We start from the raw sequence: 26,001 nt of genomic DNA on the forward strand, positions 1-26,001 counted from the left end.
TTGTTGCCAGCTCTACGTCCGCAAGACCCTTTCCTTTTTCTACTAAGACCCCAAGCTCCTAAGACCCCAAGACCCCAACAAATTACATCGGCTCAATCAGGAACAGCGGCTGGTCGTATTCAACGGGGGTAGCGTTGTCAACCATAATCTTCACCACGCGGCCTGCCTGCTCGGCTTCAATCTCGTTGAACAACTTCATGGCTTCGATGATGCAGATCACTTGGCCTTTCTCTACCAAATCGCCTACCTGCACAAATACGGGTGATTCGGGGCTGCTGCTACGGTAGAAGGTGCCAATCATCGGCGCTTTCAACGGCTGGTAGTTGCCAGCCGCGGATGCAGGTTCTGAGGCTGGAGCTGGCGGGGTCGTTGCAGTTGGAGCAGGAGCGGCGGGTAGGGCTGCTGCCGGAGCAGGGGCAGCCAGAGCTGCTGGCGCCGGAGCAGGGGCTGCGCTGCTAATCACCGGCTTGTAGCTAGGCTCGCGCTGAACCGAGATTTTAAATTCCTCGGTTTCAATGTTGACTTTGTTCAGGCCCGATTTGGCAATGAAGTCGATTAGGTCTTGTAGTTCTTTGGCTTTCATGAGCACGGTAGGTGGAGTTGCTGGCAGAATTACTTAACCCGCTCGACGTAGCTGTAGTCGCTGGTCTTGATGCGGATTTTGGTGTCGGTATCAATAAACAGCGGCACTTGAATGCGGGCGCCCGTTTCTACAGTGGCAGGCTTGAGGGTGTTGGTAGCCGTATCACCGCGTAAACCGGGCTCGGTGTACGTTACTACTAAGTCTACAGTGGTGGGCAGTTCGGCCGTGAGAGGCTGCTCGGTTTCGGCGTGGAACAGAATAGTTACTTCCTGACCTTCCTTCATCAAATCGGCAAAGGGTACCATAGCCTCGGGCAGCACTACCTGCTCAAACGAAGCATTGTCCATGAAAGTGTAGCCGTAGTCGTCCTGAAACAGGTACTGATGCGGGCGCTGCTCCACACGGGCGGTTTCCACCTTCACCCCGGCATTAAACGTGTTATCTAGCGTTTTGCCGGTTTTGATGTTGCGCATTTTAGTACGCACGAAAGCCGGTCCTTTACCGGGTTTCACGTGCTGAAATTCAGTGATGACGTGCAGGTCGCCGTTGTAGTTCAGCACGAGCCCGTTGCGGAAGTCTGCGGTAGTAGCCATTTCTTTTAATTAGGAATTAGGAATTTAAAATTAAGAATTGAAAAAATCAGGACGTGAAATTGGTCGCTATTATGGGGTGAAAACCTGTTGAAACGGTCAATCTTATACTTCCTAATTAGTAATTCTTAATTGCGCGAAGCGCTGTCGTATGCCCATTTCACATAGAGCGCGCCCCAAGTGAAGCCACCCCCGAAGGCCGCAAAAATGAGGTTGTCGCCTTTGCGGAGCTGCTGCTCGTAATCGGCCAAGCAAAGCGGGATGGTGGCGTTGGTAGTGTTGCCGTACTTTTGAATGGTAAGCATCACTTTCTCAGGGCCGATGCCCACGCGCTGAGCCGTAGCGTCGATGATGCGCTTGTTGGCTTGGTGCGGCACCAGCCAAGCGATGTCGTCGGCAGAGAGGTGGTTGCGGTCAGCTACCTGAGCGGCTACGTCGGCCATGTTTTTCACAGCAAACTTAAAGACAGCCGCGCCTTCCTGGTAGACGAAATGCTCACGGTTGGCCACCGTTTCGGCAGAGGGAGGACGGCGTGAGCCACCGGCTTTTTGGTGCAGGTGCTGCTCGCCGCGGCCGTCAGAGCACAGCTCGTGGTCGAGTAGGCCCAGGCCGTCGGTAGTAGGCTCCAGCAATACGGCGCCGGCGCCGTCGCCAAAAATGATGCAGGTAGAACGGTCCGTGTAGTCGATGATGCTCGACATCTTATCGGCTCCTACTACCACTACCTTCTTGTAAGTGCCGGTTTGGATGAACTGCGCACCCGTAGTGAGGGCATACAAAAAGCCCGAGCACGCGGCTTGCATGTCGAAGCTAAATGCTTTGGTGGTGCCAATGGCCGCCGAAATAATGTTGGCAGTGGCCGGAAAAACCAGGTCCGGCGTAGTAGTAGCGCAAATCAGTAGATCAATTTCCTCGGCGCGCGTACCGGTTTTGGCAAGCAGCTGTTCTACGGCTTTGATAGCCATCACCGACGTGCCCTGGTTTTCGCCTTTCAGAATATGCCGCTCCTTGATTCCCGTTCGGCTTACGATCCACTCATCGGTAGTATCTACCAGAGTTTCAAGTTCTTGATTGGTAAGCACGTAGTCGGGTACGTAGGACCCTACTCCGGTAATGGCGGCAGTTATCTTCATCTTTGGGGGAGAGAGAAGCGCGGTAACACAAAGTCCGGCCGGAGCCGGACTAACGTCACTAAGACTTAAAGGTAGCTTTGATTTGGTCAGAAATACCGGATTCGGCCATTTGATAGCCTTGCACCAGCATGCTACAAATAGCGGTGGGTGTGCTTACACCGTGGCCGATAATCGCATTGTCGTTGATGCCTAGGATAGGGCTACCGCCAGCGGCTTCGTAGTTAAACTTTTCGAAGAACGGATCTACGATGGTATGACGCTCAACCAGAATATCATAAATCGACTCGGCCATTTTCAGCATCACGTTACCGGTATAGCCATCGCATACTACCACGTCCGCCTTGTCGTTGAACAGGTCGCGCCCTTCGATATTGCCAATGAAGTGGATATGCGGATTGACTTTCAGCAATTGATGAGCGGCTTGCAGCAGAGCAGTGCCTTTGCCTTCTTCCTCACCCAAATTCATCAGGCCTACCTTGGGGGTAGCAATGCCTAATACATATTGCGCATAGAGAGAACCCAGCTCGCCAAATTGCTCCAGCATTTCGGGTTTGCACTCGGCATTGGCGCCTACGTCCAGAAAGATGCCATAGCCACCGTGCAGCTTCGGAACAAAGTTGGCAATAGCCGGGCGCAATACACCAGGTACTGCCTTCACACTGAACATGGCACCAACTAGCATGGCGCCAGTACTACCCGCCGAGCAGAATGCGTCTACCTCACCACTGTGTAGCATCCGGTAGCCTACGGCAATGCTCGAATCCTGCTTTTGCTGGTAGGCTTTTGCAGGGTGCTCGCCCATGGCAATTACCTGTGTGGCGGGTACGAAAGCCAAGCTATCGGCCGCTGCTCCATGTTGCTGGAGCAGCGGCCGTACAGCCTCCTCCTGGCCGATGAGCACAACTTGAGCTTTACCGGCTAGTTTCTGCGCGGCTAGCACGGCACCATCGACGGCAGCCTGGGGAGCGAAATCGCCCCCCATTGCGTCCAGGGCTATCTTCATGAACGGGTGTTAAGGAAGTCAAAGGTCAGGTTAATCGGCCGGGAGGGGCCAGCAGCGAGGGGTAGCGGGGTCTACTCTTCGTCTTCGGTCGGAGCCGCAGCCGATGCTACCGGAGCGTAGTCCTTAATAGCTACTTTACCGTTCAGGTACAGGTCGCCGTCTACCACGTAGGCCTTGTGACGCAGGTGCAGTTCGCCAGTGGTTTGGCAAGCCGTTACAGCTTTAGGAGTCAGTTTGTAGTGGGTACGGCGTTTGTCACGTACGGCGGAGGAGGTGCGGCGCTTAGGATGAGCCATAGTATTGAAATGTTAAATGTTGAGTGTTAAATGTTGAATGACCAAGCGCTAATTCAGGTTGCGCAATGCGTTCCAGCGGGGGTCAGTGTAGTCGTCGTCATCGTCATCTTCGCCCTCGGTGCGAGTCGTGAAGATGAGTTTGCTGTCGGCATCAGGATTTTCGTCGGGCTCGTTCTGGAAGCGCGGGTGTAGCTTCTTCATCGGAATAGCCAAGCCGATATAGTCGAACAGGTGCTGCGCAATGGGTAGCACCTGCGTGTCGGACGTAATTTGCAGTACATCCTCGTCCAGCTCGGCGTAGGTGTCGCCGAAGCGTACCAAGAGCTGCCGTTGCACGTCAATCGGCTGATCGAAATCATCCAGGCTTCGGTCGCAGGTGACCTGCACGGTACCTTTGATATGAAAGTCGAGGGTCATCAGGCGGTCCGTCTTGAGCAAGTTCAGATCCACATGTAGGTTGCCTTCCTGAATCAATTGCTGATCAAATCGGGCGAAGAAGTCCGGCCCCAACTCAAATGCATAATGATGCATTTTATCCGCCAGTTTGGCGATGTTGAGGTCAAATTGAGAGTCTTTTTTCACGGTCGACTGAATAGCAGGGGGCAAAAGTAAAAAGATTTCCGCGGTTTGTGAAAGTGCGGGCAGACGCGGAAAAGGGCTTAGGCAGTTTTCAGAATAAATTCCGGACTAATGCCCAGGCGTTCATAAAGCTTTTTGGCCAAGTCCAACGTCACGCGTCGCTTGCCGCTCAAAATCTGCGACAAGCGGCCGGCCGGCACCTCCAGCAACTGAGCCAATTCCTTTTGCTTGAGCTGCAAATGCTGGCGCTTCAGCTCAATCATTTCGGCCAGCGTGACGGGTAGGCTGGGCAGGTGTTGCAGTCGGGTTTCGTACTGCGCCAGTGCCGTTACCAGTGCCTGCGTTTCCTCCCCCGCATCTGCCACCGCCAGCAAGGCATCCAAACGGCGCAGCGCCTGGCGATATTGAGCTGGAGTGGAAAGCGTCATGCGACTAAAGGGCAACCGGTTTTTAAAAGCTGATGCAAAGGTCGTGAATAAATTTCAGACGTGAAATAAAGTTTCGATTTTGGAAAGATTTTATAAAGCTCGTGTAGATGATAGTGTGCTATGGAACAACATGTTGTGCGAAAAGTTATGTGTGTAAAAAGGTATTTGTAAATCGAGAAAAGCGTTGAATTTATCTACTCAGTAGTATGGCTTCAGGGCTTTTAAACAACCCCAACGCCATAAGTGCCGTGACGTGGTTGCTCCATACGGTTAAAACAGATCGTCCTTCACCGGCGCCGTGTAGGATTGGGGTTTACTATCCGTCTGGGGTAGGCCGAAGTAGAAGTAGAGCGTACGTTTCTTCGGCGCGTCGCCGGCGCGTACGTGGTTCAGCTCGCCACTTGGACCAAGGTTCGGGGTGTTGGTGTCGATGTTGAGGGCCAGCTTGGTGCCCAGCGGCGGAATGGCATCCAGAAACGACAAGTTGCCAACGGGTAGGGCCGGAAACGGCTTCACGCTCGACAGCCCATAGAACTCGAAGCGGCGCACGTAGAGGCCAGGGTCGGGACTGGCAACCAGGAACTTGCCTTCTACGGTGTTCATCTCCAGCCACACTACATAGGCAAAATAGCCCTTAAACTCAGGATAAATCCAGGGCGCGGCGCCGGTTTGGGTGTCATTGTAGGGGTTTTCCCACACGTTGAGGCCCACGCCCTGCAAGCGGTTTTTCCAGACGCGGTAGGGTCCTTTGCCCAGCCATCTGGCACCTAACACGTAGTTTTCGGGGTAGGTGAAGCTCACGCCTTCAAATGGGTAATCGCCGGCAGGTAGGGCATATTCGTAGTCAAGCTGCAACCAGCCCGAACTGTGCATCTTCCAGCGCACGGCTTTCAGGTCGCCGGTGTAACGGGCTTCCACTACCTCGCCGTCGGCCTCGGTGCGGTGCGTGAGGCCGGTGAAGGCAGCCGTGCCGCTCACCAGCACCGGGCCGTTGGCAAAGGATAGTTTGTCATCGTTGTTGCCCTTCACGCCCGTGATGTGGCCGTTGGTTTTATTGAATGTTACGCTGATGTTGCTGGCCGTCAGCGTCAGAGTCGAGTCGGTTTCGGCTACTTGTACCGCACCTTTGGCGGGGGTAGGGAGCACACCGCTGAGCAACTGCGTGTTGGAGCCGGTTTTCCAGGTCCAGCGCTGCACCAGGTTCTGCTGTGGGTCGTAGGCCGAAAGCACTAGCGCGTCGTACTGCTGCCAGTTTTTGGGCAGGTCCAGCTTGAGCTGACCAGTGGCCAGCGGAGCTACGGCAGGGCTTTTAGCAGTGCCTTTCTGCTGACTGATGTAACCCGTAAATGGGTCGGTAGGCTTGCGGAAATTCACCAGCTCCCACCGAAACGCGCACTGATTCAGGTTCAGGAAATGGTAGCGGTTTTCCACCGGTACTGTGCCCTTAAACTTGGCTGGCAGCTCCGTCAGCCTGATTTTAACAGGTGAATAAATGTCCCGAATAGCGTAGAAGCTGCCTTCTTTTTCGCGGTGCGGCCCTACCACGCCGTCGGGCGCATTCACCCCATTCACGTCGATGATGCCGCGCTGGTCGGTGCGCACGATGCCCTCATCCACCAACGCCCACAAAAAGCCTCCGCCCGAGTGCGGCGACTTCCAGTGTAACTCCCAGAAATTGGCCAGCGCGGTGCCACCGCCGCCGTCGTCCTGGGAGTGCAGAAACTCAGTGGGCATGTAAATCAGCGAGTCCTGAAGGATTTTCTTGGTGCTGTAATAGTTCTCGTAGTGGTTGGTGTCGATGCCGTTGTGCTGGTTGCCGGGACGGTGGTAGGCGTGGATGACGGGGCGGCGGGAGAAGTCGTAGAGTGCATAATCGTCGTCTAGCTCCTTATTAGTGCCGCCTTCGTTGCCATTGCTCCAGAAGATAATACTGGGGTGATTGGCGTCGCGCGTCACCATTTCGCGCACCAACGGCGCGCCGGCCTTCGTGCTGTACGCTTTCTGCCAACCGGCCAGCTCATCAAGCACGTACAGGCCCAGCGAGTCACAGAGGTCCAGAAACTTCACGTCGGGCGGGTAGTGCGACATGCGCACAGCGTTCATATTCATCTGCTTGATAAGACGCACGTCGGCCAGCTGAATGGAGTCGTTGAGGGTGCGGCCGGTTTCGGGCCACCAGCTGTGGCGGTTGGTGCCCTTCAGCTTCACCTGCGTGCCATTCACGAAAATGCCCTTGCCCCGCCGGATTTTGATGGTCCGAAACCCGAACCGGTCGGTGGTTTGGTACAGCGTGTTGCCGTTCGATTTCAGGCTGGTGCGCACGTGGTAGAGGGTGGGCGTTTCGGAAGTCCACTGCTGGGGTGTGCGCACGGTGGTACGCAGCGTCACCACGGTGTCGTTGGCGGCTGTGGTGGCCTGCGCTGTGCCTACGACTTTGCCCGCCGCGTCGAGGATTTCGGCCTGTACCTGAGTGTTGGCCGGCGCGTTGCGCAGGTAGGCCTGCATTCCGAAGCGTCCATCGGCCTGCCCGTCAACCGAGGTGCGGGTGATGAACTGCTGTGGGTAGGCCTCCAAGTACACGGGCCGGAAAATACCGCCGAATACCCAGTAGTCGGCCAATCGCTCGGCGTTGTTCACCGACTGGTTCGCCGACATCTTACTCACCGTCACTTCCAGCAGGTTGTCCTGACCATTGGAGCGTAACTTGTCGGTGATGTCGTATTTGAACTCGTAGAACGCGCCTTGGTGGATGGGGCCGGCCAACTGCCCGTTGATGTTGACCTCGGTATCGGTCATCGAGCCCTCAAACACAATAAATACCCGCTTCTGCTGCCAGCTGGCCGGTACCCGAAACGTGTGCATGTACTTGCCCTGCTCATCGGCAAAGCGAAAGTTCTTGCCGTAGGTTTTGTAGTCGCGGCCGTAGTTATAGGCGCCAAAGCCCTGCTGCTCCCAGCACGAGGGCACCGCAATTTTAGTCCAGAAACCGCTTTTGCGGCCGCCAGTGCAGTAGAAGTCCCACTGCACGGTGGGGCGGTTGTCGCGCCCCGAAAGGTACTGTACCTGCTTTTGCGGAACACCCGATTGGGCTAGGGCTGGCTGGGCGCAGAATCCGCCGAGGATCAGCAGCAAAAAGGGAAGGAGCTTCACTATAGAATAGTAAGTGGGAGGAAAAGGCCGTGCCCGGCTTGGTAGGTAAAGTACCTACTAAGCCGGGCACAAACTATCCGGTAGTGTCCTGTATCTGGCGGCGGCTACCACACCACTACCTGACCGGCGCGCTGGCGCACCAGGTCGCAAGCCATATATAAGGCTTCGCGGAAGGAGGTAGGGTCGGCGCGGAACTGGCCGGCCAGGCCGTAGGCCGTACCGTGGTCGGGGGAGGTGCGCACGATGGGTAGGCCCGCCGTGTAGTTCACGCCCCGCTCGAAGGCAAGCGTTTTAAACGGAATCAAGCCTTGGTCGTGATACAGTGCCAGGGTAGCATCAAACTGGTGATACTGCCCGGTGCCGAAATAGCCATCGGCAGGGTAGGGGCCGTACACGAGGTGGCCTTCTTGCAAAAACTGTTGAATAACGGGCGTTACGATTTTGCCTTCCTCGGTGCCCAGTAGGCCATTTTCGCCGGCGTGCGGATTCAAACCTAGCACGGCCACGCGCGGTTTCTCAATCCCGAAATCCTGCCGCAACGAGTTCAGCAGGATTTGCAGCTTGGTACGCAGCAACTCGGGCGTGACGCGGGTAGCCACATCTTTCAATGGGATATGCCCCGTGAGGGTAGCCACGCGTAGGTCGTCGCTGGCCAGCAGCATCAGGCTCTCGGAGGCCCCGAAGAAGCTGGTCAGAAACTCGGTGTGACCGGGGTAGCGAAACTCGTCGGACTGCGTATTCTCCTTGCTGATGGGCGCCGTCACAATGCCATCGAGCAGGCCGGCTTTCAGGTCGCGGCAGGCGGCCAGCAGCGACTCGCGAGCGGCTGCGCCGCTGGCCTGGGTAGGCTGGCCGGGCGTGAGCACGAAGTCTTCCTCCCAGCACGTCACCGCATTCAGCTTGCCGGGGTCGATATCAGCAGCCGAGCGCACCTGCCGGAACGTGAGCGGTCCTACCTGCTCATCTACCGGAAAATCATCGAACAGCGACGTAGCCATGCCATATACCACGGGCGTGCAATACTTCAGCAAACGCGTGTCGAGGAAGGTCTTATAAATAATTTCCGGCCCGATGCCGGCCAAATCGCCAACGGAAATGCCGATGCGGGGAAGGTGGCTCATGGAAATGGTGAGGTTGTGAATTTGTGAAGTTGTGAGTTGTCGATTTCTGTGGGTTAGCCAATCGTTTGTCATCCTGAGCTTGCGAAGGACCTTATCACGCGTGAACGACAAGCGTAACAACGACTCGTCCTAGCGTGATAAGGTCCTTCGCAAGCTCAGGATGACAAACGATTTTCAACGACTAACTACTAGAAAGCCCTTTACGCCTGCGTTTTCAGGAAATCGTAGAGCAGGCGCACGGTGGTGCCGGTGCCGCCTTTGCCACGGTAGCTGTCGGGCGCCATGAGGTAGGCGGGAGCGGCAATGTCGAGGTGAATCCAGGGGTAGCCCTCGGCGAAGCGCTCCAGGAACTTGCCCGCCGAAATAGCACCCGCTTCGGCGCGGCCCAGATTCTTGATGTCGGCAATGTCGGACTTGATGTGCTCGGCGTACTCCTCCCACAGCGGAAACTCCACCACGCGCTCGTGCACGCGGCGGCCCGACTGCTGGAGCTGCTGCATGTAATCGTCGGTGGTGCCCATGCCCACAATGCCCTCCTGCCCGATGGCGCGAGCGGCAGCCCCGGTGAGGGTCGCCATGTCAATCACCAGCGCGGGGTCGTATTTCTTGGCGAAGGCCAGCGCGTCGGCTAGAATCAGGCGGCCTTCGGCATCGGTGTTCAGTACTTCCACGGTTAGGCCGCTGTACATGGTCAGTACGTCGCCGGGGGCGAAGGCAGGGCCGCCGGGGCGGTTGTCGGTGGCTGGCACTAGGCCGATAACGTGCAGGGGCACTTGGTTTTTAGCCAGCGCGTAAAGTGTGCCTACCACTGCCGCGCCGCCGGCCATGTCGCACTTCATCATGTCCATGCTGTTGGGGGTAGGCTTCAAGCTGAGGCCGCCCGTGTCGTACACCACGCCCTTGCCTACCAGCACAAACGGCTTGGCGTTGGTGGCGCCCTCGGGCTTGTACTCCATAATAGTGAAGGTAGGCGGCTCGGGCGAACCTTGGTTCACGCCCAACAAGCCGCCCATGCGCAAGGCTTCAATGCGCACCAAATCCAGAATTTCGGTTTGGAAGCCGGCTTCTTCGCCCGCCGCAGCCATGCGTTCAGCAAACTGCGTAGCGTTGAGCTTATTATACGGTGCGTTCACCAGGTCGCGGGCCAGGAACACACCCTCCACTACTGCTTGCAGCTCCTGGACCAGTTGAGTCGTGAAGGCTGAACCAGTGAGGTAGAGCTGCGCCAGGGTAGGGGCTTGCTGCGACTTCTCATCGGTCTTATAGCCTGCAAACTGGTAGGCACTGAGGGCGATGCCCTCGGCCAGGGGTAGGGCGCCGGCCGAGTCGGCGGTGAGGTCTTGCACGTAGAGTGCGGCTACTTTGTCGGTTTTCAGGCGGGCGTGCAGCTGGTGGCCGCTTTTGCGCAGGGCCTCGGCCGCGAGGGCAGGGGTAGCCTTATCGGCGGCCACCACGAAGTAGTGCTGGTGCGTGAAGTGGTTGAGGCTGATGAGCTTGCTATCGGCGGCGAGCTGGTCCGCTACGTACTGTCGAGCCGCTTCGGGTAGGTCGGTAGCGGCAGCATCGGGCAGTGTGGTGGTGCCGGCGGGTAGGATGAAAACGGTGTCGGCGGCAGCTGGAGCAGCGGCTGCGTAGGCGAGTTGGAGAGGCATAAAGACAGTAGGAGAAGTACTGAAAGTCGAAAGCGAGAACAACAGAGCCGCTCAAAACGGCGGTTTCGGGCGTATCTTTGGCAATTCGCAAGGTAGGCACTTTGTCCGGCCTTTTCCTTAAACGCCTCGCCCGTGGATTCTGTTAGAGCCAAAAAACACTTAGGTCAACACTTTTTGGCCGACCCCAACATTGCCCGGCGCATCGTGGAGGCGCTGCGCCTACCCAACGGTGTGCGCGAGGTGCTCGAAATTGGTCCCGGCATGGGCGTACTCACCGGCACGCTCCTTCAAAACCCGGCTTACCGCACGTCGGTGGTGGAAATTGACCGCGAATCGGTGGCCTACCTTCAGCAGCACTTCCCGGCGCTGGAAGACCGCATCATCTCCGCCGACTTTCTGCGCCAGGACCTCAACGAGCTGTTCCCCGGCGAGCCGCTGAGCATAATCGGCAACTTTCCCTACAACATCAGCAGCCAGATTTTCTTCCAGGTGCTGGCCCACCGCCAGCAGGTGCGCGAGGTGGTAGGGATGATACAGAAGGAAGTGGCCGACCGCCTGGCCGAAGGACCCGGATCCAAAACCTATGGCATCCTGAGCGTGCTTTTGCAGGCGTTTTACGAGGTAGAATACCTGTTCACGGTGCCGCCGCACGTGTTCAACCCGCCGCCCAAAGTGCAGTCGGCCGTTATTCGCCTCACCCGCAACGCCACCGAGCACCTGGGCTGCGACGAAAAACTGTTTTTTCAGGTAGTGAAGCAAGCCTTTCAAACTCGTCGCAAAACGCTGCGCAATGCCCTTAAGCCTTTCGGTATGCCCGCCGAGGCTACTACGGATGCCGTGTTCGACAAGCGCGCTGAGCAGCTAGGGGTAGGGGAGTTTGTCGAACTGACGAAGTGGGTGGAGCAGCATAAGCAGTAGACCCTACCTTACCTGTCATCCTGAGCATGTGGCTTGATGCGCCACATGCTCAGGATGACAAAGCTTACAAACGGCGCTACTCTCTCAAAGCGCATCCTATCTTTTAATTCTTACTCTTCATTCTTAACTTGAAAACCTGTCTCTGCATCGACGAAATGCACCCCAGCCTGCCCGACATGCTGGCAGAAATTGGGGTGCAGCTTCACTACCAGCCCGACCTTACCGCCGCCGAAGTGCCTGCCGCCCTGGCTGCGCATCCTTATGATGGCCTGATGGTGCGCTCCAAGCTGCGCATCACCGCCGCGCTGCTGGCGCACGGCCCGGCGCTGCGCTGGGTAGCCCGCGCCGGCGCTGGTGTCGATAATATTGATGAAGAGGCCTTGGCCGCGGCCAACGTGACCTTGCTGAATGCCCCCGAGGGCAACCAGGACGCCGTGGGCGAGTTTGCCGTAGGCTTGCTGCTGAGCGTGTTGCGCAACATTGGCCGGGCCGACCGCGAGGTGCGCGCCGGGCAATGGCGGCGCGAGGCCAACCGCGGCGAGGAGGTAGGTGGCAAAGTAATCGGGCTGATTGGCTATGGCCACATGGGCAAGGCGTTTGCCCGTCGTCTTGGGGGCTTCGGCTGCACCGTGTTGGCATACGACCACGACCCCAACTGCGCCCCCGACCAGTTTGCTACCCTTGTTTCATTGGCTGAACTGCAACAGCGGGCCGAGGTGCTGAGTTTGCACATTCCCTATTCGGCGGCCAATCATCATGTAGTGAATGAGGAAATGCTGACGGGATTCCGCAACGCCATCTGGCTGCTGAACACGGCGCGCGGCGAGGTGCTGGACCACGCCGCCTTGGTACGCCAACTGGCTGCCGGCCAGGTGCGCGGTGCCGGCCTCGATGTGCTTGAAAATGAAAAGCTAGCGACCCTCACGCCTACCCAGCGCGCTACCCTTGATGCGCTCGAAGCCGACCCCAACGTGCTATTTACGCCACACATCGGCGGCTGGACGCACCAGTCCTACCACCGCATCAATGAGGTTTTAGCTCGCAAAATCCACGATTTCCTGCGCCGGCACGCAGGGTAGACGCGCTGCACCGCTGCTACCGGATCGGGCCGGTGCTCGTGCTTGGTTTGTGGCGAATGTGTATATTTGCAGGAAACCTGTTTCGGAGAACGGTCGGCGCTGCTGACCGTTCTCCTTGTTTTTTAGCTAATCCACCAACCCGACATGGCTACTGTTAATTATTATACCCCCGAAGGCTTGCAGAAACTCAAAGACGAGTTGCAGGACCTGAAAATTCGTGGTCGGGCTAAAGCTGCCGACGACCTGCGCGAAGCCCGCGACAAGGGTGACCTGAGTGAAAACGCCGAATATGATGCCGCTAAAGAAGCACAGGGTTTGCTGGAGCTGAAGATTGCGAAGCTGGAAGAAATTGTAGGCAACGCCCGCCTACTCGACGAGAGCAACCTCGACACCAGCAAAGTGCTCATTATGAGCAAAGTGAAGCTGAAAAACTTGAAAAACGGCATGGTGCTCGACTACACGCTGGTAGCCGAAGAAGAAGCCAACCTAGCGGCCGGCAAAATTTCCGTGAAGTCACCCATCGGCAAAGGCCTGCTGGGCAAGTCGGCCGGCGATACGGCCGAGATTACCGTGCCCGCCGGCAAGCTACAATTCGAGATTCTGGAAATTTCGCGGTAGGGATGCGTTGTACGCGCCCGGTCTGGGGTAGCGCATCATCATAGCATGGGAGAAGGGGAGGTCAGACGTTGGCTTTCCCTTTTCGTATTTATATACTCACTCATCGTTCTACCTAACCACGGACGCCTGCAAGGCGCCCCTACCACATGCCTTCTATTTTCTCCCGTATCGTAGCCGGCGAGCTACCGGCCTATAAAGTAGCCGAGGACGACGCGCACCTGGCTTTTCTCGACATCACGCCCCTGGTGGAAGGCCACACGCTGGTGATTCCGAAAAAGGAAACCGACTACATTTTCGACCTGCCCCCGCAGGAGTTGGCGGCGCTCAACCTGTTTGCCCAGCGCGTGGCGAAAGGCGTGCGGGCCGCCGTGCCGTGCAAGCGCATCGGGGTAGCCGTGATTGGCCTGGAAGTGCCCCACGCGCACATCCACCTGATTCCGATGAACCACGTGGCGGACATGAACTTCGCCAACCCCAAAATTAAAGTACCCGAGGAGCGCATGCAGGAGTTGGCGGCGGCCATTGCCGCCCAAGTGCCTGCCACCGATACCGGTGGGGTAGGGTCAGCGGACACCCCGCCTTTGGAAAGCAAGGCCGAGCGCGAAACTGTGGGCAGCAACGTTGCTGCGGCGGCTCCTGCTTCCGATAACGATGGCCCCTTCGCGCAGTTGCGCCAACTCACACAGGGCCTACGCTACGTAGCCGAAACCGAAGCGCCCTTGGAAGCCGTGCGTTACCCCGCGCCCCAGGCCGAGCTGACTCCGGAAACCGTGCGCGAACTGGTAGGCGCACCATCTGAAGAGCCTGTGCAGACGCAAGAGCTAACGGTATTTCTGCGCCAGCAAACGGCCGATAAAGGTCCCCAAGGCTCCGTTGAGGCCGCCAACCGTTTCAAAGCGTTGCAGATGTTCTTGAAACAGGAGCTGGACGATACGCAGGTATACCGCATCGGCGAGGGCCCTCAGATACCGGTGTATGTGTTGGGCAAGACAGCCAATGGACAACTGATGGGCTTTAAAACGCAACTCAGCGAAACCTAAAAGCACAAGCCCGCGCCGGCACCCGGCGCGGGTATACTTTTTATGGTTGTGCTGTTATAGAGATAAATACAAATGATTAATCGATAGATACGCGCTGTGAATCTGCTACTTACCGTACATTCGCTTCTCCGTTTTCAATAGCTTATGACTCCAAAATCGCACGCTATATCCGACGACGCAGCCCTGGTACAGGCGCTGAGCGACGGTGATGCGCGGGCTTTCGCGGAGATTTACGAGCGGTATTGGTGGCAGCTGTTTAGCACCGCGCAACGCAAGTTGGGCTCGCGCGAGGCCGCCGAAGAGCTGGTGCAGGACCTGTTTACGGCGCTCTGGCAAAAGCGCGCCAGTAGCCAGATTGAAAAGCTACCCCACTACCTGAACAAAGCCCTGCAATACCGGATTATCGACTACCTGCGGGTGCGCACCACCCACGCGGGCTACCTGAGCTACCGGCAGGCACAGCCGCTAGCGTTGGACCGAAGCACTGAGGAGGTAGTGGCGGCCGATGACCTGTCGGTGGCCCTGGCAGAAAGCATCACCCAGCTGCCCGAGTCGACGCGGGAAGTATTTCGGCTGAGCCGGTTGGAGCACCAGAGCGTAGCGGAAATTGCCGATCAATTGCACTTATCGCCCAAAACGGTGGAGTATCATCTCACGCGCGCCCTGAAGCTATTGCGTGTACGGTTGAAAGATTTTTTGACATTGTTGCTTTTTTTCTGGTTGATAAAGTAAAAATTTTTATTGAATATTTTATATTGATAGTCAATTAGTTAATGGGTGATTAGTGGCCTAGTGCGTGTCTGAGCAGCAGGTTTTTTTATGACTGCACTAGGGTAAAAGCGCGGTTGTTCGACTATACGAGCAAACCAAGGCTTCTCTTATGCCAGACGCGTACTTTCAAACCTTATTGCAGCGGTACCAGCGTGGCGAATGCACGCCCGCAGAGCAGCGCGAAGTAGAGCAATGGTACGCTACCCTGGAACAACACGTACCCACTAGCACCCCCCTGACCGTGCAGGAGCGGGAAGCATTGCAAAGCGCACTGTGGGCACGCATTGCCCAACAAACCGGCCTGGAAACGCCGGTTATCCCGCTAACTGCTGCCCCCAAACCGTGGTACGTGCGCACACCTACCCGCTGGGCCGCCGCAGCGGCTTTGGCCCTAGGGCTTGGCCTAGCGGCACTACAGCAGCTACCCAACTCCTGGATAGAGCCCGCTGTGCCGGGAGTGGCCACCGCTCAAATGGAATGGACCATACGCACCGAGCCCGGCCGGCTCACCCTACCCGATGGCAGCACGGTGGTGCTGGCACCCCATAGCCGTCTGCGCTACCCACGCCGTTTTGTGGCGGCTCGCCGGCAGGTATTTCTATCAGGTGAAGCTACGTTTGACGTGTTTCACAATTCACAACAGCCGTTTGAGGTATATACCGAGCAAATGCTGACTACGGTGCTGGGTACGAGCTTCACGGTGCAAGCCTACGCTGGCCAACCCAACACGCGGGTGCAGGTCTTGCGCGGCAAAGTACGTGTGCAGCCCCGCAAGCTGGCGGCAGCCACCGTGGCGGTGGTACCCACTGCTGTGGAGTTGCTCCCCAACCAGCAGGTAGTGTATTCGCCCGCTGCGCACGAGTTGCATAAGGATCTGGTAGCCCAGCCTGCCTTGCTCACCCCGCCCTCTACCTTCTCCTTCGACGACCAGCCCGTAGCCGACGTGATTGCCACCCTGGAACAAGCCTACGGGGTAGAAATTCTCTACGACAAGGTGGCATTGGCACACTGCACCGTAAGCGTTGTGCTGCAAAAAGATCAGTTATTCAGTAACTTAGGTCTGTTGTGTAAGACCCTAGGCGCTACCTATAAGTCGGTAGATGCGCACGTGCAGCTGTATAGCCAGGGCTGCAAATCCTGACACATTTCCAACTCCTTTTAGTTGCCTCTTCTCTTCGAACTTTCCGCAAACGATTGCGACTGTGTTTAACTCTTTTTACTGCTTCGCTTAATTCCCAAACCTTCTCACCAACCCTAACAAGCTGTATGAGTCCTCTTCTACAAATCCCACCGCTGGGCAAACGCTTCAAGAGCGTGCTGCTGTTGCAACTGTTTGGCCTGATGCTTTGCACTAGCATTGCCTGGGGCCGGCCAGCGCTAGCCCAGGAAATCCTGAACCAACCCGTAACGGTGCAGGCAAACAACGAAACCGTTAAAGACCTGCTCGGGGAGCTGGAAGCGCAGACCAACACGCACTTCATGTACAGCCCGCAGGTGATTAAGGCAACCCGGCGGGTGTCGGTAAAAGCTGTAAACCAGCCGCTGGTAGAGGTACTACGCACGATTTTGTCACCGGTGGCGGTGAAGTACGAAGTGGTGGACAACGGTATTGTATTGCAGCCCGCCCAAGCCGACATCACCATAACCGGCCGCGTGCTAGACGAAAAGGGTGGTGGCCTACCCGGCGTGAACGTGGTAGTGAAAGGCACCGCCAACGGCACCCAGACCGACGTGGAGGGCAACTACTCCCTCACGGTACCCGACAACGCTATCCTCACTTTCTCTTTTATTGGCTACAACACCCAGGAGGTGCCCGTAGATGGTCGCACGGCCATCAACATCACCATGGGTGCCGATACCAAGACGCTGAATGAGGTAGTAGTAGTAGGCTACGGCACGCAGCGCAAAGCCGACGTGACGGGCGCCATTGGCTCGGTGAAGGCCGAGGAAATTGCCAACCGCCCGGTAGCCAACGCCGAGCAGGCCCTGCAAGGCAAGATTGCCGGCGTAAACATCACTTCCACCTCAGGTGCTCCTGGTGCCGCACCGAATATTCGGATCCGGGGTGTGACGTCGGTGCGCACGGCCGGCGACGACAACAACGCCGCCAACCAGCCGCTGTTTGTGGTAGATGGTATGTTCACCAACAACATCCAGTTCCTGAGCCCCTACGATATTGCATCGATTGAAGTATTGAAGGACGCCTCTTCGCTGGCTATTTATGGTGTGCGTGGCGCCAACGGCGTGATTATCGTGACTACCAAAAAAGGCAAGTCGGGTAAGGCGCGCATTTCGCTGAACGCCTACGCGGGCTACCAGGAAATTGCCAGGCGCGTGGACATGGCCAATGCCAGCGAGTATCAAACGCTGCTGAACGAAGCCATTCTGAACACTACCCCCAACGCTACCAACCTCTTCCGTGGCCCCGGCTACGACTATGGTAACGGTGTGAACTGGTTTGATCAGGTTCTGCGCAAGGGCGTTATTCAGGATTACCAACTGAGCGCTTCGGGCGGCTCGGAGAAGTCAACGTACAGCATCAGCGGCGGCTACAACAAGCAGCAGGGCATCGTGAAAGGCCAGGATTTTGAGCGCATCAACTTCCGCGTCAACAACGAGTACAAGCTCACCGACCGAGTGCGGGTAGGCGCCAACGTGGCCATCAGCCGCATTCAGGAGAATATCACGCCTGGCTCGGTGTTCGGCAATGCCTATAACGCCGACCCCGCCCAGCAGGTGTTCAACCCCACTACTGGCAACTACAGCTACTCGCTGAACCAGAACGTGGCCAACCCGGTAGCGCAGTTGGCTTATAACAATGAGCGCAACAAAGGTGGCCGCTTGATTGGCAACGTGTTCGGCGAAGCCAACCTGCTGAAAAACCTGACCTTCCGCACCAGCTTCGGTACCGATCTGGGCTACACCGAAAACCGCGTGTATGCCCCTGTCTACTTCGTGTCGCAGAACCAGCGCAACGACCGTAGCCGCCTGGGCCGCCGGACCAACACCAACTCTACCTGGCTGTGGGAAAACACGCTGACCTATGATACGCAGTTTGGCGATGACCACCGCCTGACCTTGCTGGCTGGCTACACCATGCAGCGCGACCAAAACGAAAGTCTCTTCGGCCAGCGCAACGACGTGCCCGGCTACGACGACGACCTGTGGTACCTGAACGTGGGCAACGCCCAGGGCAACATCGCCAACAACTCGGCTAGTGAGTACGCGTTTCAGTCGGGCCTGGCCCGCGCCAACTACGCGTTTAAGGACCGCTACCTGCTGACGGCTACCTTCCGTGCCGACGGCTCCTCGCGCTTCTCGCAGGGCGACCGGTGGGGCTACTTCCCCGCTATTGGCGCCGGCTGGCGTTTGTCGGAGGAAGACTTCATCAAAGACCTCAACGTATTTGACAACCTGAAGCTGCGCGCCAGCTACGGGGTAGTGGGCAACGTGAACGTGCCCAGCTACCAGTACTACGCCCGCATCAACAACAACCTGAACGCCATCTTCGGCCCCGGCGAGTCGCTGAACATTGGCAAAACCGAAACCAACCCCACCGTGTCGCAGATTCGCTGGGAGAAGATCAACCAGCTGGACATTGGTTTTGAAACCGCTTTCCTCAACAACCGCCTGACCTTCGAGGCTGACTACTTCGACCGTCGCACCAACGACTTGGTGACGCAGGTGCCGGTAGCCGTAGGGGCGCTGTACCGCAACATTGGTACCGTCGACAACAAAGGCTTCGAGTTTACGCTGGGCTGGCGTGGCGATGTGAAGGAAGAATTCACTTACGGCGTGAACGCCAACCTCTCTACCCTGCGCAACAACATTGTGTCGTTGGGCAACGGCGGCCAGCCCATCATTGGGGGTAGCCTGGGCAACGGCAACGTGGTAACGCGCAGCGGCGTGAACACTTCTATCGGTGAGTTTTACGGCTTCGATGTGATAGGTATTTTCCAGACCGCCGACGAGGTAGCAGCCGCGCCCAACCAGCCTGGCGGCAAAGCTCCCGGTGAGCTGCGCTTCCGCGACGTAAACAACGACGGCGTGATTGACCAAAACGACCGCGTGAGCCTGGGCTCGCCCATCCCGAACCTGACCTACGCCCTGAACACCAACGCCGCCTACAAAGGCTTCGATATTGCTGTGGACCTGCAAGGTGTATCGGGCAACAAAATCTACAACGGTAAGAAGGCCGTGCGCTTCACCAACGAAAACTTCGAGGCCTCGCGCCTGGATCGTTGGACGCCCACCAACCCCTCTACCACCGAGCCGCGTGTGTCGAACGTTATTCCGCAGGTTTCCAGCTACTTCCTTGAGTCGGGTGCGTTCCTGCGCTTCCGTACCATTCAGCTGGGCTACACCATCCCGCGCGCTCTTACTGAGTCGTTTGGGGTAGGCAGCATCCGCTTCTACGTTAACGCGCTCAACCCCTTCACCTTCACCAACTACTCGGGCTTCTCGCCAGAGGTAGGCGGCAACGATGCCGGCCGCGGCATCGAGCTGAACGTGGTGCCCGTGACGCGCTCTTACAACGCCGGGGTAAACATTTCTCTGTAATTCAGAACCTGATAAGCACATCGCATCATGAAAGCGAAACACTATATCATTGCCCTGGCTAGCCTCTCGTTGAGCATGGCCGTTAGCAGCTGCCAGGATTTTCTGGACACCCAGCCTTTGGGCGAGGAGTTGAGCGAAAACTTCTTTGCTACCTCCGATGGCGCCGTGCAGGCCACCAACGCTGTTTACAATCAGCTGCGCGACTTCTCGGTACATACCTTTTCCTTTATCGGAATTGCCAACGTGGCTTCCGATGATGCCGACAAGGGCAGTACCCCCGGCGACGCGCCCGCCATGGGCGAGCTGGACAACTTCACGGCCACTGCCGCCAACGGTCTGCTCGATGGTTTCTGGCAGGGTCACTACCTGGGCATTGCCCGCGCCAACCAAGTAATTCTGCGCGTGCCCGACATCCAGATGGACGACGCTCTAAAGGCTCGCCTGATTGCAGAAGCCCGCTTCCTGCGTGGTTATTTCTACTTCAATCTGGTGCGTACCTACGGCGGCGTACCCATCATCGACGAGCTGCCACCCCGCGACGGTAGCAATTCATCTAAGCCCCGCGCCACCCGCGAGCAGACGTATGACTTCATCATTGCCGACCTGAACGCGGCTATTGAAGCCCTACCCGTACGCTCTGCTTACCCCGCCGCCGACCTAGGCCGCATCACAAAGGGAGCTGCCCAAGGTATGCTCGCCAAGGTGTATATGTACCAGGGAAACTGGGGCCAGGTGCTTTCCCTTACCGACGCTGTAATTGCCTCAGGCGAGTACAGCCTCTACAACAACTACGCGTTGCTGTTTAACCTGGAAGGCGAAAACTCCAGCGAGTCCATCTTTGAGGTGCAGTGCGCTACCCTGCCGCAAGGCGGTGGTGGCTCGCAGTACGCCGAGGTGCAGAGCCCACGCGCACCCATCCCAACGGGTGGTTGGGGCTTCAACGTGCCCTCCGAAAACCTGAACAACGCCTACGAAAACGGCGACCCGCGCCGCCAGGCTACCATCATCTACGCTGGCGAAAACCTGGGCGACGGTATCACCATCCCAACGGTGGTGGACAACCCCCGCTACAACCAGAAGGCCTACGTGCGCGCCACCGACCCCCGCTCGCCCAACGGCATGGGCGATTCGGGCAAGAACATCCGCATTCTGCGCTACGCTGATGTGCTGCTGATGAATGCCGAAGCTGCCAACCAGCAGGGTAACTCGGCCAAGGCGCTGACTGATCTGAACCTGGTGCGCAAGCGTGCCCGTGGCACCAGCACCACCGTGCTACCCGACGTAACGACCACCGAACCAACTGCTCTGCGTCAAGCCATTTGGCGCGAGCGGCGCGTGGAGCTAGCCATGGAGCACGACCGTTTCTGGGACCTGGTGCGCCAGGGCCGCGCCGGTACCGTACTGCGGGCCGTGGGCAAAAACTTCGTGGACGGTAAAAACGAGGTGTTCCCCATTCCACAAAACCGCATCGACATCAGTGGCGGATTGATTACCCAAAACCCAGGCTACTAATCTGTCGGTTTAAGTAGATAAAAAACAGAACGTCGTGCTGAGCTTGTCGAAGCATCTCTACCGCTTCGTTGAATACTACCTAACGAAGCGGTAGAGATGCTTCGACAAGCTCAGCACGACGTTCTGTTTATTTTTAAATCCGCGCTTTTCCTACCCTACACCTTCTCTTATGAACACTTCTTTTGCCTACCTACTGGCGGCTGGTGTGGCAGGCGCTAGTCTGCTACCCTTGGCTAGCCACGCTCAAACGACTGCCCCGGCCGCCAAACTCACCTACACCGCCCCGCGCCAGAAAAACCTTTCCGACGAGCAATTGCTGGACGAGGTGCAACGCCAGACGTTCAAGTACTTCTGGGACTTCGGCCACCCGGTATCGGGCATGGCCCGGGAACGCAGCAACGTGAGCTTCGACTACGGCGACGAAGTGGTGACGACCGGCGGCACGGGCTTCGGTATCATGGCCATTATCGTGGCGGCCGAGCGCAAGTGGATTACGCGGGAACAGGCGGCTGAACGGGTAGGGAAGATCGTCAACTTTCTGTGGAAGGCCGATATGTTTCACGGCGCGTTTCCGCACTGGCTGAACGGTGAAACGGGCAAAACTATCCGCTTCAGCCCCAAAGACGACGGCGGCGACCTGGTGGAAACCTCTTTCCTGTTCGAAGGGCTGATCTGTGCCCGCCAGTATTTCACCAAGGATACGCCTACGGAAAACAACCTGCGCAACAAGATTCTGTGGATGTGGGAAGGCGTGGAGTGGAGCTGGTACACCCAAAACCAAAACGTACTATACTGGCACTGGAGCCCCAACAACGACTGGAGTATGAATCACCAGATTCATGGCTGGAACGAGTGCTTCGTGACCTACGTGCTAGCGGCGGCCTCCCCGCGCTACAGCATTGATAAGAAGGTGTACGACGAAGGCTGGGCCACTGGCAACGCCTTCAAAAACGGCAAGAAATATCTGGGTACTACTCTGCCGCTGGGCTTCGACTACGGCGGACCACTGTTCTTCTCGCACTACTCCTTCCTGGGCATCGACCCGCGCGGCCTCAAAGACCAGTACGCCGACTACTGGCAGCAGAACCAGGCCCACACGCGCATCAACTACGACTACTGCGTGCAGAACCCCAAGAAGTACAAAGGCTACGGCAAAGACACCTGGGGCCTCACCGCCTCCGACAGCTACAAAGGCTACGCTGCGCACTCGCCTACGGAGGATTTGGGCGTGATTTCGCCTACTGCCGCGCTGTCGGCCATGCCCTACGCGCCTAAGGAGTCGATGCGGGCGTTGAAGCACTTCTACAACGACCTGGGCGACAAAATCTGGGGCGAGTATGGCTTTGTGGACGCTTTCAGCGAGGAACACAACTGGCAGGCCAAGTCCTACCTCGCCATCGACCAAGGCCCTATTGTGGGCATGATTGAGAACCACCGCACCGGCTTGCTCTGGAAACTCTTCATGAGCAGCCCCGACGTGCAGAAGGGTCTGAAAAAGCTAGGCCTCGAAAGCCCGCAATTGAAGAAATAGCAACGATTTACATCAGCCCCCAGCCCTATCTCCTCAAGGAGCCAATACCGGAGCTATTAGCTTTTTGTTGAACAAGAGCCAACCGCTAGCAGCTAATAGCTATTAGCTGCTAGCGGTTGGCTCCCCGAGGAGATAGGGATGAAGTCCACGTTACCTGATTGCTTACACGTATGCAAAATTCCCTCTTTCGCTACCTGCTCATCTACCTGCTGACGTTCACTTGTATCACAACCGCGCAAGCTCAACAAGAATCCGGTTTCCAGCCTCGCACCTACGCCGCCAAAGACGGCCACTCGCTGCCCTACCGCATTCTGTATCCCGAAAACTACGACCCCGCCAAAAAGTACCCGCTGATACTGGTGCTGCACGGGGCCGGGGAACGGGGTTCCAACAATCAAAAGCAGCTCACGCACGGCAGCAAGTTGTTTCTGACTCCCGAGAATCGGCAGCGCTTCCCGGCTATTGTGGTGTTTCCGCAGTGCCCCGAAAACAGCTACTGGGCCGCTACCCAGATTGACCGCACGAAACACCCACTCGATATCCAGTTCCGCTACGCCGACGGCCCCAACTGGCCCCTGCGCGCCGCCCTCGACCTAGTGCAGCAGCTGCGCCGCCAGGAGCACGTCGATAAAAAGCGGGTGTACATCATGGGCTTGTCGATGGGAGGAATGGGCACGTTTGAGGCTCTGTACCGCGAGCCGAAGCTGTTTGCGGCGGCCACTCCCATCTGCGGCGGTGGTGAGCCTTCTTCGGTGAAACGCTATGCCAAGCGCCTACCGCTGTGGGTTTTCCATGGCAGCGCCGACGACGTGGTGGCACCCAAATACTCCCGCGAGATGGTAGCGGCCCTGCAACAGGCCGGCGCTCAGGTGAAATACACCGAGTATCCCGGCGTAAACCACAACAGTTGGGACAGCGCCTTTGCCGAACCGGAACTACTGCCGTGGCTGTTCAGCCAACACAAGTAGGGTAGGGGCCACGGCGGTTTCTGCTTGCTTCAGAATAAGACGGAGATAGTCATAGCAGTTACCTTCCCGAACTGATTCATTAAACTCAAATTTCCCACATATAACACCCATGAATAAAATTTCCCGCGCTGCCCTGCTGCTCACGCTGGGCCTCACCTTCACGGCGCCGCTGCACGCCCAGCAGCAACAGCCAGCGCCTACCCCCCAAGTGATGCAGGACGACCCCAAGATGAAGGCGTTCATCGATAATCTGATGCAGAAAATGACGCTGGAAGAGAAGATCGGCCAGCTGAATCTGGTGTCGGTGGGGTTTGATGTGACGGGGCCGGTGGTGAGCCAAAACGTGAACGAGAACATCTCGAAGGGCAATGTGGGCGGCGTATTTAATACCTACACGCCCATTGCGGCCCGCAAGCTGCAAGAGTTGGCCCTGAAGCAAACCCGCCTGAAAATTCCGCTGATCTTCGGGTACGACGTGATTCACGGGCACCGCACCATCTTCCCAATTCCGCTGGGGCTGGCTGCCAGCTGGGATGTGCAAGCTGTGGAGCGTAGCGCCCGCATTGCCGCCGAAGAAGCTTCCGCCGACGGCCTACATTGGGTATACTCGCCGATGGTCGATATTGCCCGTGACCCGCGCTGGGGCCGTGTGGCCGAGGGCGCTGGTGAAGACGCCTACCTTGGCTCGCGCATGGCCGAGGCCATGGTGCGCGGCTACCAGGGCACCGACCTCACCAAGGAAAACGCCGTGATGGCCTGCCTCAAGCACTTCGCCCTCTATGGCGCCGCCGAAGCCGGCCGCGACTACAACACCACCGACATGAGCAAGGTGCGCATGTACAACGAGTACCTGCCGCCCTACAAAGCTGCCGTCGATGCTGGGGTAGGGTCTGTGATGTCGTCGTTCAACGACGTGAACGGGATACCCGCTACCGCCAACCGCTGGCTGCTCACGGACCTGCTGCGCCAGCAGTGGGGCTTCAAAGGCTTCGTGGCCACCGACTACACAGCCATCAACGAGCTAGTTGCCCACGGCATGGGCAACGAGAAAGAGGTGGCTGCCCTTTCGCTGAAAGCCGGTGCCGATATGGACATGGTAGGGGAACTGTTCCTAAAGCACTTGGGCGAAGACCTGAAAAATGGCCTCGTGAAGCAAGCCGATATCGACCTGGCGTGCCGCCGCGTGCTGGAAGGCAAGTACCGCCTCGGCTTGTTCAAAGACCCTTACCACGGCGTGTCGGAGAAGCGGGCCAAGAAGGTCATCATGAACAAAGAGTTCATCGCCGATGCCCGCGATATTGCCCGCAAAAGCATGGTGCTGCTGAAGAACGACAACCAAACCCTACCCCTGAAGAAGTCGGGGACCATTGCCCTTGTTGGCCCGTTGGCTCAGAGCCAGCGCGACATGATTGGCAACTGGAGCGGCGCCGGCGACTGGAAACAAGCCGTGTCGTTGGAGCAGGGTATTAAGAATGTGGCCGGCAGCGCGGTGAAAATCGTGTACGCCAAAGGTGCCAACATTGCCGACGACCAGCAGATGCTCGACCGCCTCAACCACCACGGCGGCGACCTGGAGCTAGACAAACGCTCGTCGGAGGAGATGATTAAGGAAGCCGTGCAGGTAGCCCAACAGGCCGATGTGATTGTGGCCGCCGTGGGCGAAAGCCAGGGTATGACCGGCGAAGCCGCCAGCCGCGCCGATATTGGCCTGCCCGGTCAGCAGCTTGCTCTACTAAAAGCGCTGAAAGCCACTGGCAAGCCGCTGGTGCTGGTGCTCATGAATGGCCGGCCGCTCACGCTGACCTGGGAAGATGAAAACGCTTCGGCCATTCTGGAAACGTGGTTTGCAGGTACCCAAGCCGGTAACGCCATAGCCGATGTGCTGTTCGGCAACTACAACCCCTCGGGCAAAATCACGATGACCTTTCCGCGCTCCGTGGGCCAGATTCCGCTGTACTATAACCACAAGAGCACCGGCCGGCCCTATGGCGGCGTGCAGCTCGATAAGTACAAGTCGCGCTACCTGGACGAGGTGAACGAGCCGCTCTACCCCTTCGGTTTCGGGCTGAGCTACACTAAGTTCGAGTACGGCAAGCCCGAGTTGAGTGCTGCCACGCTAGGCATGAACCAGCCGTTGGAAGTGAAGGTAACGGTGCGCAACACCGGCAACTATGACGGTGAGGAAGTGGCCCAGCTCTACATCCGCGATATGGTAGGTAGCCTCTCGCGCCCCGTAAAAGAGTTGAAAGGCTTCCAGAAAGTGATGCTGAAAAAGGGCGAAAGCAAAACCCTCACTTTCCGCCTCTCGCCCGACGCCCTGAAGTTCTACAACAACGACCTGAACTTCGTAGCCGAGCCCGGCGACTTCCAGGTGATGGTAGGCGGCAACTCCCGCGACGTGCAGATGGCCAGCTTCAAGCTGCAATAATAGCCTGGAGCTGCGTGCCAAGGTAGAGACGCAACTACCCC

At 57.6% G+C, this 26,001-nt stretch carries 21 protein-coding genes; 11 read left to right on the forward strand and 10 right to left on the reverse strand.

Annotated elements, in window-relative coordinates; translation table 11 throughout:
* Window positions 1-82 precede the first annotated feature (82 nt).
* The 10 genes from accB to KYK14_RS07130 all read right to left on the reverse strand — a co-directional run bounded on the left by accB (window position 83) and on the right by KYK14_RS07130 (window position 10,535).
* On the reverse strand, window positions 83-583 hold the full coding sequence (gene accB, locus KYK14_RS07085) for an acetyl-CoA carboxylase biotin carboxyl carrier protein (RefSeq protein WP_208306104.1): 501 nt from the start codon (window positions 581-583) through the stop codon (window positions 83-85).
* A gap of 29 nt (window positions 584-612) precedes the next feature.
* A complete protein-coding gene (gene efp, locus KYK14_RS07090; protein ID WP_187317753.1) occupies window positions 613-1,176 on the reverse strand; it encodes an elongation factor P in 564 nt (187 codons plus the stop codon).
* Between the two features lie 125 nt (window positions 1,177-1,301).
* Window positions 1,302-2,306 carry a beta-ketoacyl-ACP synthase III gene (locus KYK14_RS07095; RefSeq protein WP_208306105.1) on the reverse strand — a complete coding sequence of 335 codons (1,005 nt, stop codon included), beginning with the start codon at window positions 2,304-2,306 and terminating at the stop codon, window positions 1,302-1,304.
* Between the two features lie 58 nt (window positions 2,307-2,364).
* Window positions 2,365-3,309 carry a phosphate acyltransferase PlsX gene (plsX, locus tag KYK14_RS07100; RefSeq protein WP_219158075.1) on the reverse strand — a complete coding sequence of 315 codons (945 nt, stop codon included), beginning with the start codon at window positions 3,307-3,309 and terminating at the stop codon, window positions 2,365-2,367.
* 71 nt (window positions 3,310-3,380) lie between these two features.
* Entirely contained in the window at window positions 3,381-3,605 is a 225-nt protein-coding gene (rpmF, locus tag KYK14_RS07105) for a 50S ribosomal protein L32 (RefSeq protein WP_185283333.1), read from the reverse strand.
* A 48-nt stretch (window positions 3,606-3,653) separates the two neighbouring features.
* On the reverse strand, window positions 3,654-4,187 hold the full coding sequence (locus KYK14_RS07110) for a YceD family protein (RefSeq protein WP_219158077.1): 534 nt from the start codon (window positions 4,185-4,187) through the stop codon (window positions 3,654-3,656).
* Window positions 4,188-4,264: 77 nt separating this feature from the next.
* The gene (locus KYK14_RS07115) at window positions 4,265-4,612 is read right to left on the reverse strand and encodes a helix-turn-helix domain-containing protein (RefSeq protein WP_185283335.1); all 348 of its coding nucleotides are present in this window, start codon (window positions 4,610-4,612) and stop codon (window positions 4,265-4,267) included.
* A 270-nt stretch (window positions 4,613-4,882) separates the two neighbouring features.
* Window positions 4,883-7,762, reverse strand: coding sequence for a glycoside hydrolase family 2 protein (locus tag KYK14_RS07120; RefSeq protein WP_219158079.1), 2,880 nt, complete (start codon window positions 7,760-7,762; stop codon window positions 4,883-4,885).
* A gap of 104 nt (window positions 7,763-7,866) precedes the next feature.
* Complete coding sequence (gene pdxA, locus KYK14_RS07125; RefSeq protein ID WP_219158081.1) at window positions 7,867-8,883, reverse strand: 4-hydroxythreonine-4-phosphate dehydrogenase PdxA; 1,017 nt, start codon at window positions 8,881-8,883, stop codon at window positions 7,867-7,869.
* Window positions 8,884-9,083: 200 nt separating this feature from the next.
* Window positions 9,084-10,535 carry a leucyl aminopeptidase family protein gene (locus KYK14_RS07130; RefSeq protein ID WP_219158083.1) on the reverse strand — a complete coding sequence of 484 codons (1,452 nt, stop codon included), beginning with the start codon at window positions 10,533-10,535 and terminating at the stop codon, window positions 9,084-9,086.
* Between the two features lie 132 nt (window positions 10,536-10,667).
* Between KYK14_RS07130 and rsmA the strand changes: the two genes are divergently transcribed.
* From rsmA to bglX, 11 genes are all read left to right on the forward strand, one after another.
* Complete coding sequence (rsmA, locus tag KYK14_RS07135) at window positions 10,668-11,453, forward strand: 16S rRNA (adenine(1518)-N(6)/adenine(1519)-N(6))-dimethyltransferase RsmA (RefSeq protein ID WP_219158085.1); 786 nt, start codon at window positions 10,668-10,670, stop codon at window positions 11,451-11,453.
* Between the two features lie 128 nt (window positions 11,454-11,581).
* The gene (locus tag KYK14_RS07140) at window positions 11,582-12,532 is read left to right on the forward strand and encodes an NAD(P)-dependent oxidoreductase (protein ID WP_219158087.1); all 951 of its coding nucleotides are present in this window, start codon (window positions 11,582-11,584) and stop codon (window positions 12,530-12,532) included.
* Window positions 12,533-12,676: 144 nt separating this feature from the next.
* The gene (gene greA / locus KYK14_RS07145; RefSeq protein WP_185283340.1) at window positions 12,677-13,150 is read left to right on the forward strand and encodes a transcription elongation factor GreA; all 474 of its coding nucleotides are present in this window, start codon (window positions 12,677-12,679) and stop codon (window positions 13,148-13,150) included.
* Between the two features lie 146 nt (window positions 13,151-13,296).
* Complete coding sequence (locus KYK14_RS22425) at window positions 13,297-14,190, forward strand: nuclease A inhibitor family protein (protein ID WP_219158089.1); 894 nt, start codon at window positions 13,297-13,299, stop codon at window positions 14,188-14,190.
* A gap of 144 nt (window positions 14,191-14,334) precedes the next feature.
* On the forward strand, window positions 14,335-14,922 hold the full coding sequence (locus KYK14_RS07155; RefSeq protein WP_185283342.1) for an RNA polymerase sigma factor: 588 nt from the start codon (window positions 14,335-14,337) through the stop codon (window positions 14,920-14,922).
* A 148-nt stretch (window positions 14,923-15,070) separates the two neighbouring features.
* On the forward strand, window positions 15,071-16,102 hold the full coding sequence (locus KYK14_RS07160) for a FecR family protein (RefSeq protein WP_219158091.1): 1,032 nt from the start codon (window positions 15,071-15,073) through the stop codon (window positions 16,100-16,102).
* Window positions 16,103-16,227: 125 nt separating this feature from the next.
* A complete protein-coding gene (locus KYK14_RS07165; RefSeq protein WP_219158093.1) occupies window positions 16,228-19,521 on the forward strand; it encodes a TonB-dependent receptor in 3,294 nt (1,097 codons plus the stop codon).
* Window positions 19,522-19,548: 27 nt separating this feature from the next.
* On the forward strand, window positions 19,549-21,033 hold the full coding sequence (locus KYK14_RS07170) for a RagB/SusD family nutrient uptake outer membrane protein (RefSeq protein WP_219158095.1): 1,485 nt from the start codon (window positions 19,549-19,551) through the stop codon (window positions 21,031-21,033).
* 169 nt (window positions 21,034-21,202) lie between these two features.
* Window positions 21,203-22,564 (forward strand): glucoamylase family protein, encoded by a 1,362-nt coding sequence (locus tag KYK14_RS07175; RefSeq protein ID WP_219158097.1) that lies wholly within the window; start codon window positions 21,203-21,205, stop codon window positions 22,562-22,564.
* 170 nt (window positions 22,565-22,734) lie between these two features.
* On the forward strand, window positions 22,735-23,532 hold the full coding sequence (locus KYK14_RS07180; protein ID WP_219158099.1) for a carboxylesterase family protein: 798 nt from the start codon (window positions 22,735-22,737) through the stop codon (window positions 23,530-23,532).
* Between the two features lie 109 nt (window positions 23,533-23,641).
* Entirely contained in the window at window positions 23,642-25,960 is a 2,319-nt protein-coding gene (bglX, locus tag KYK14_RS07185; RefSeq protein ID WP_219158101.1) for a beta-glucosidase BglX, read from the forward strand.
* Window positions 25,961-26,001 lie beyond the last annotated feature (41 nt).

The sequence above is a fragment of the Hymenobacter profundi genome (assembly GCF_019334315.1).
Classification (GTDB): domain Bacteria; phylum Bacteroidota; class Bacteroidia; order Cytophagales; family Hymenobacteraceae; genus Hymenobacter; species Hymenobacter profundi.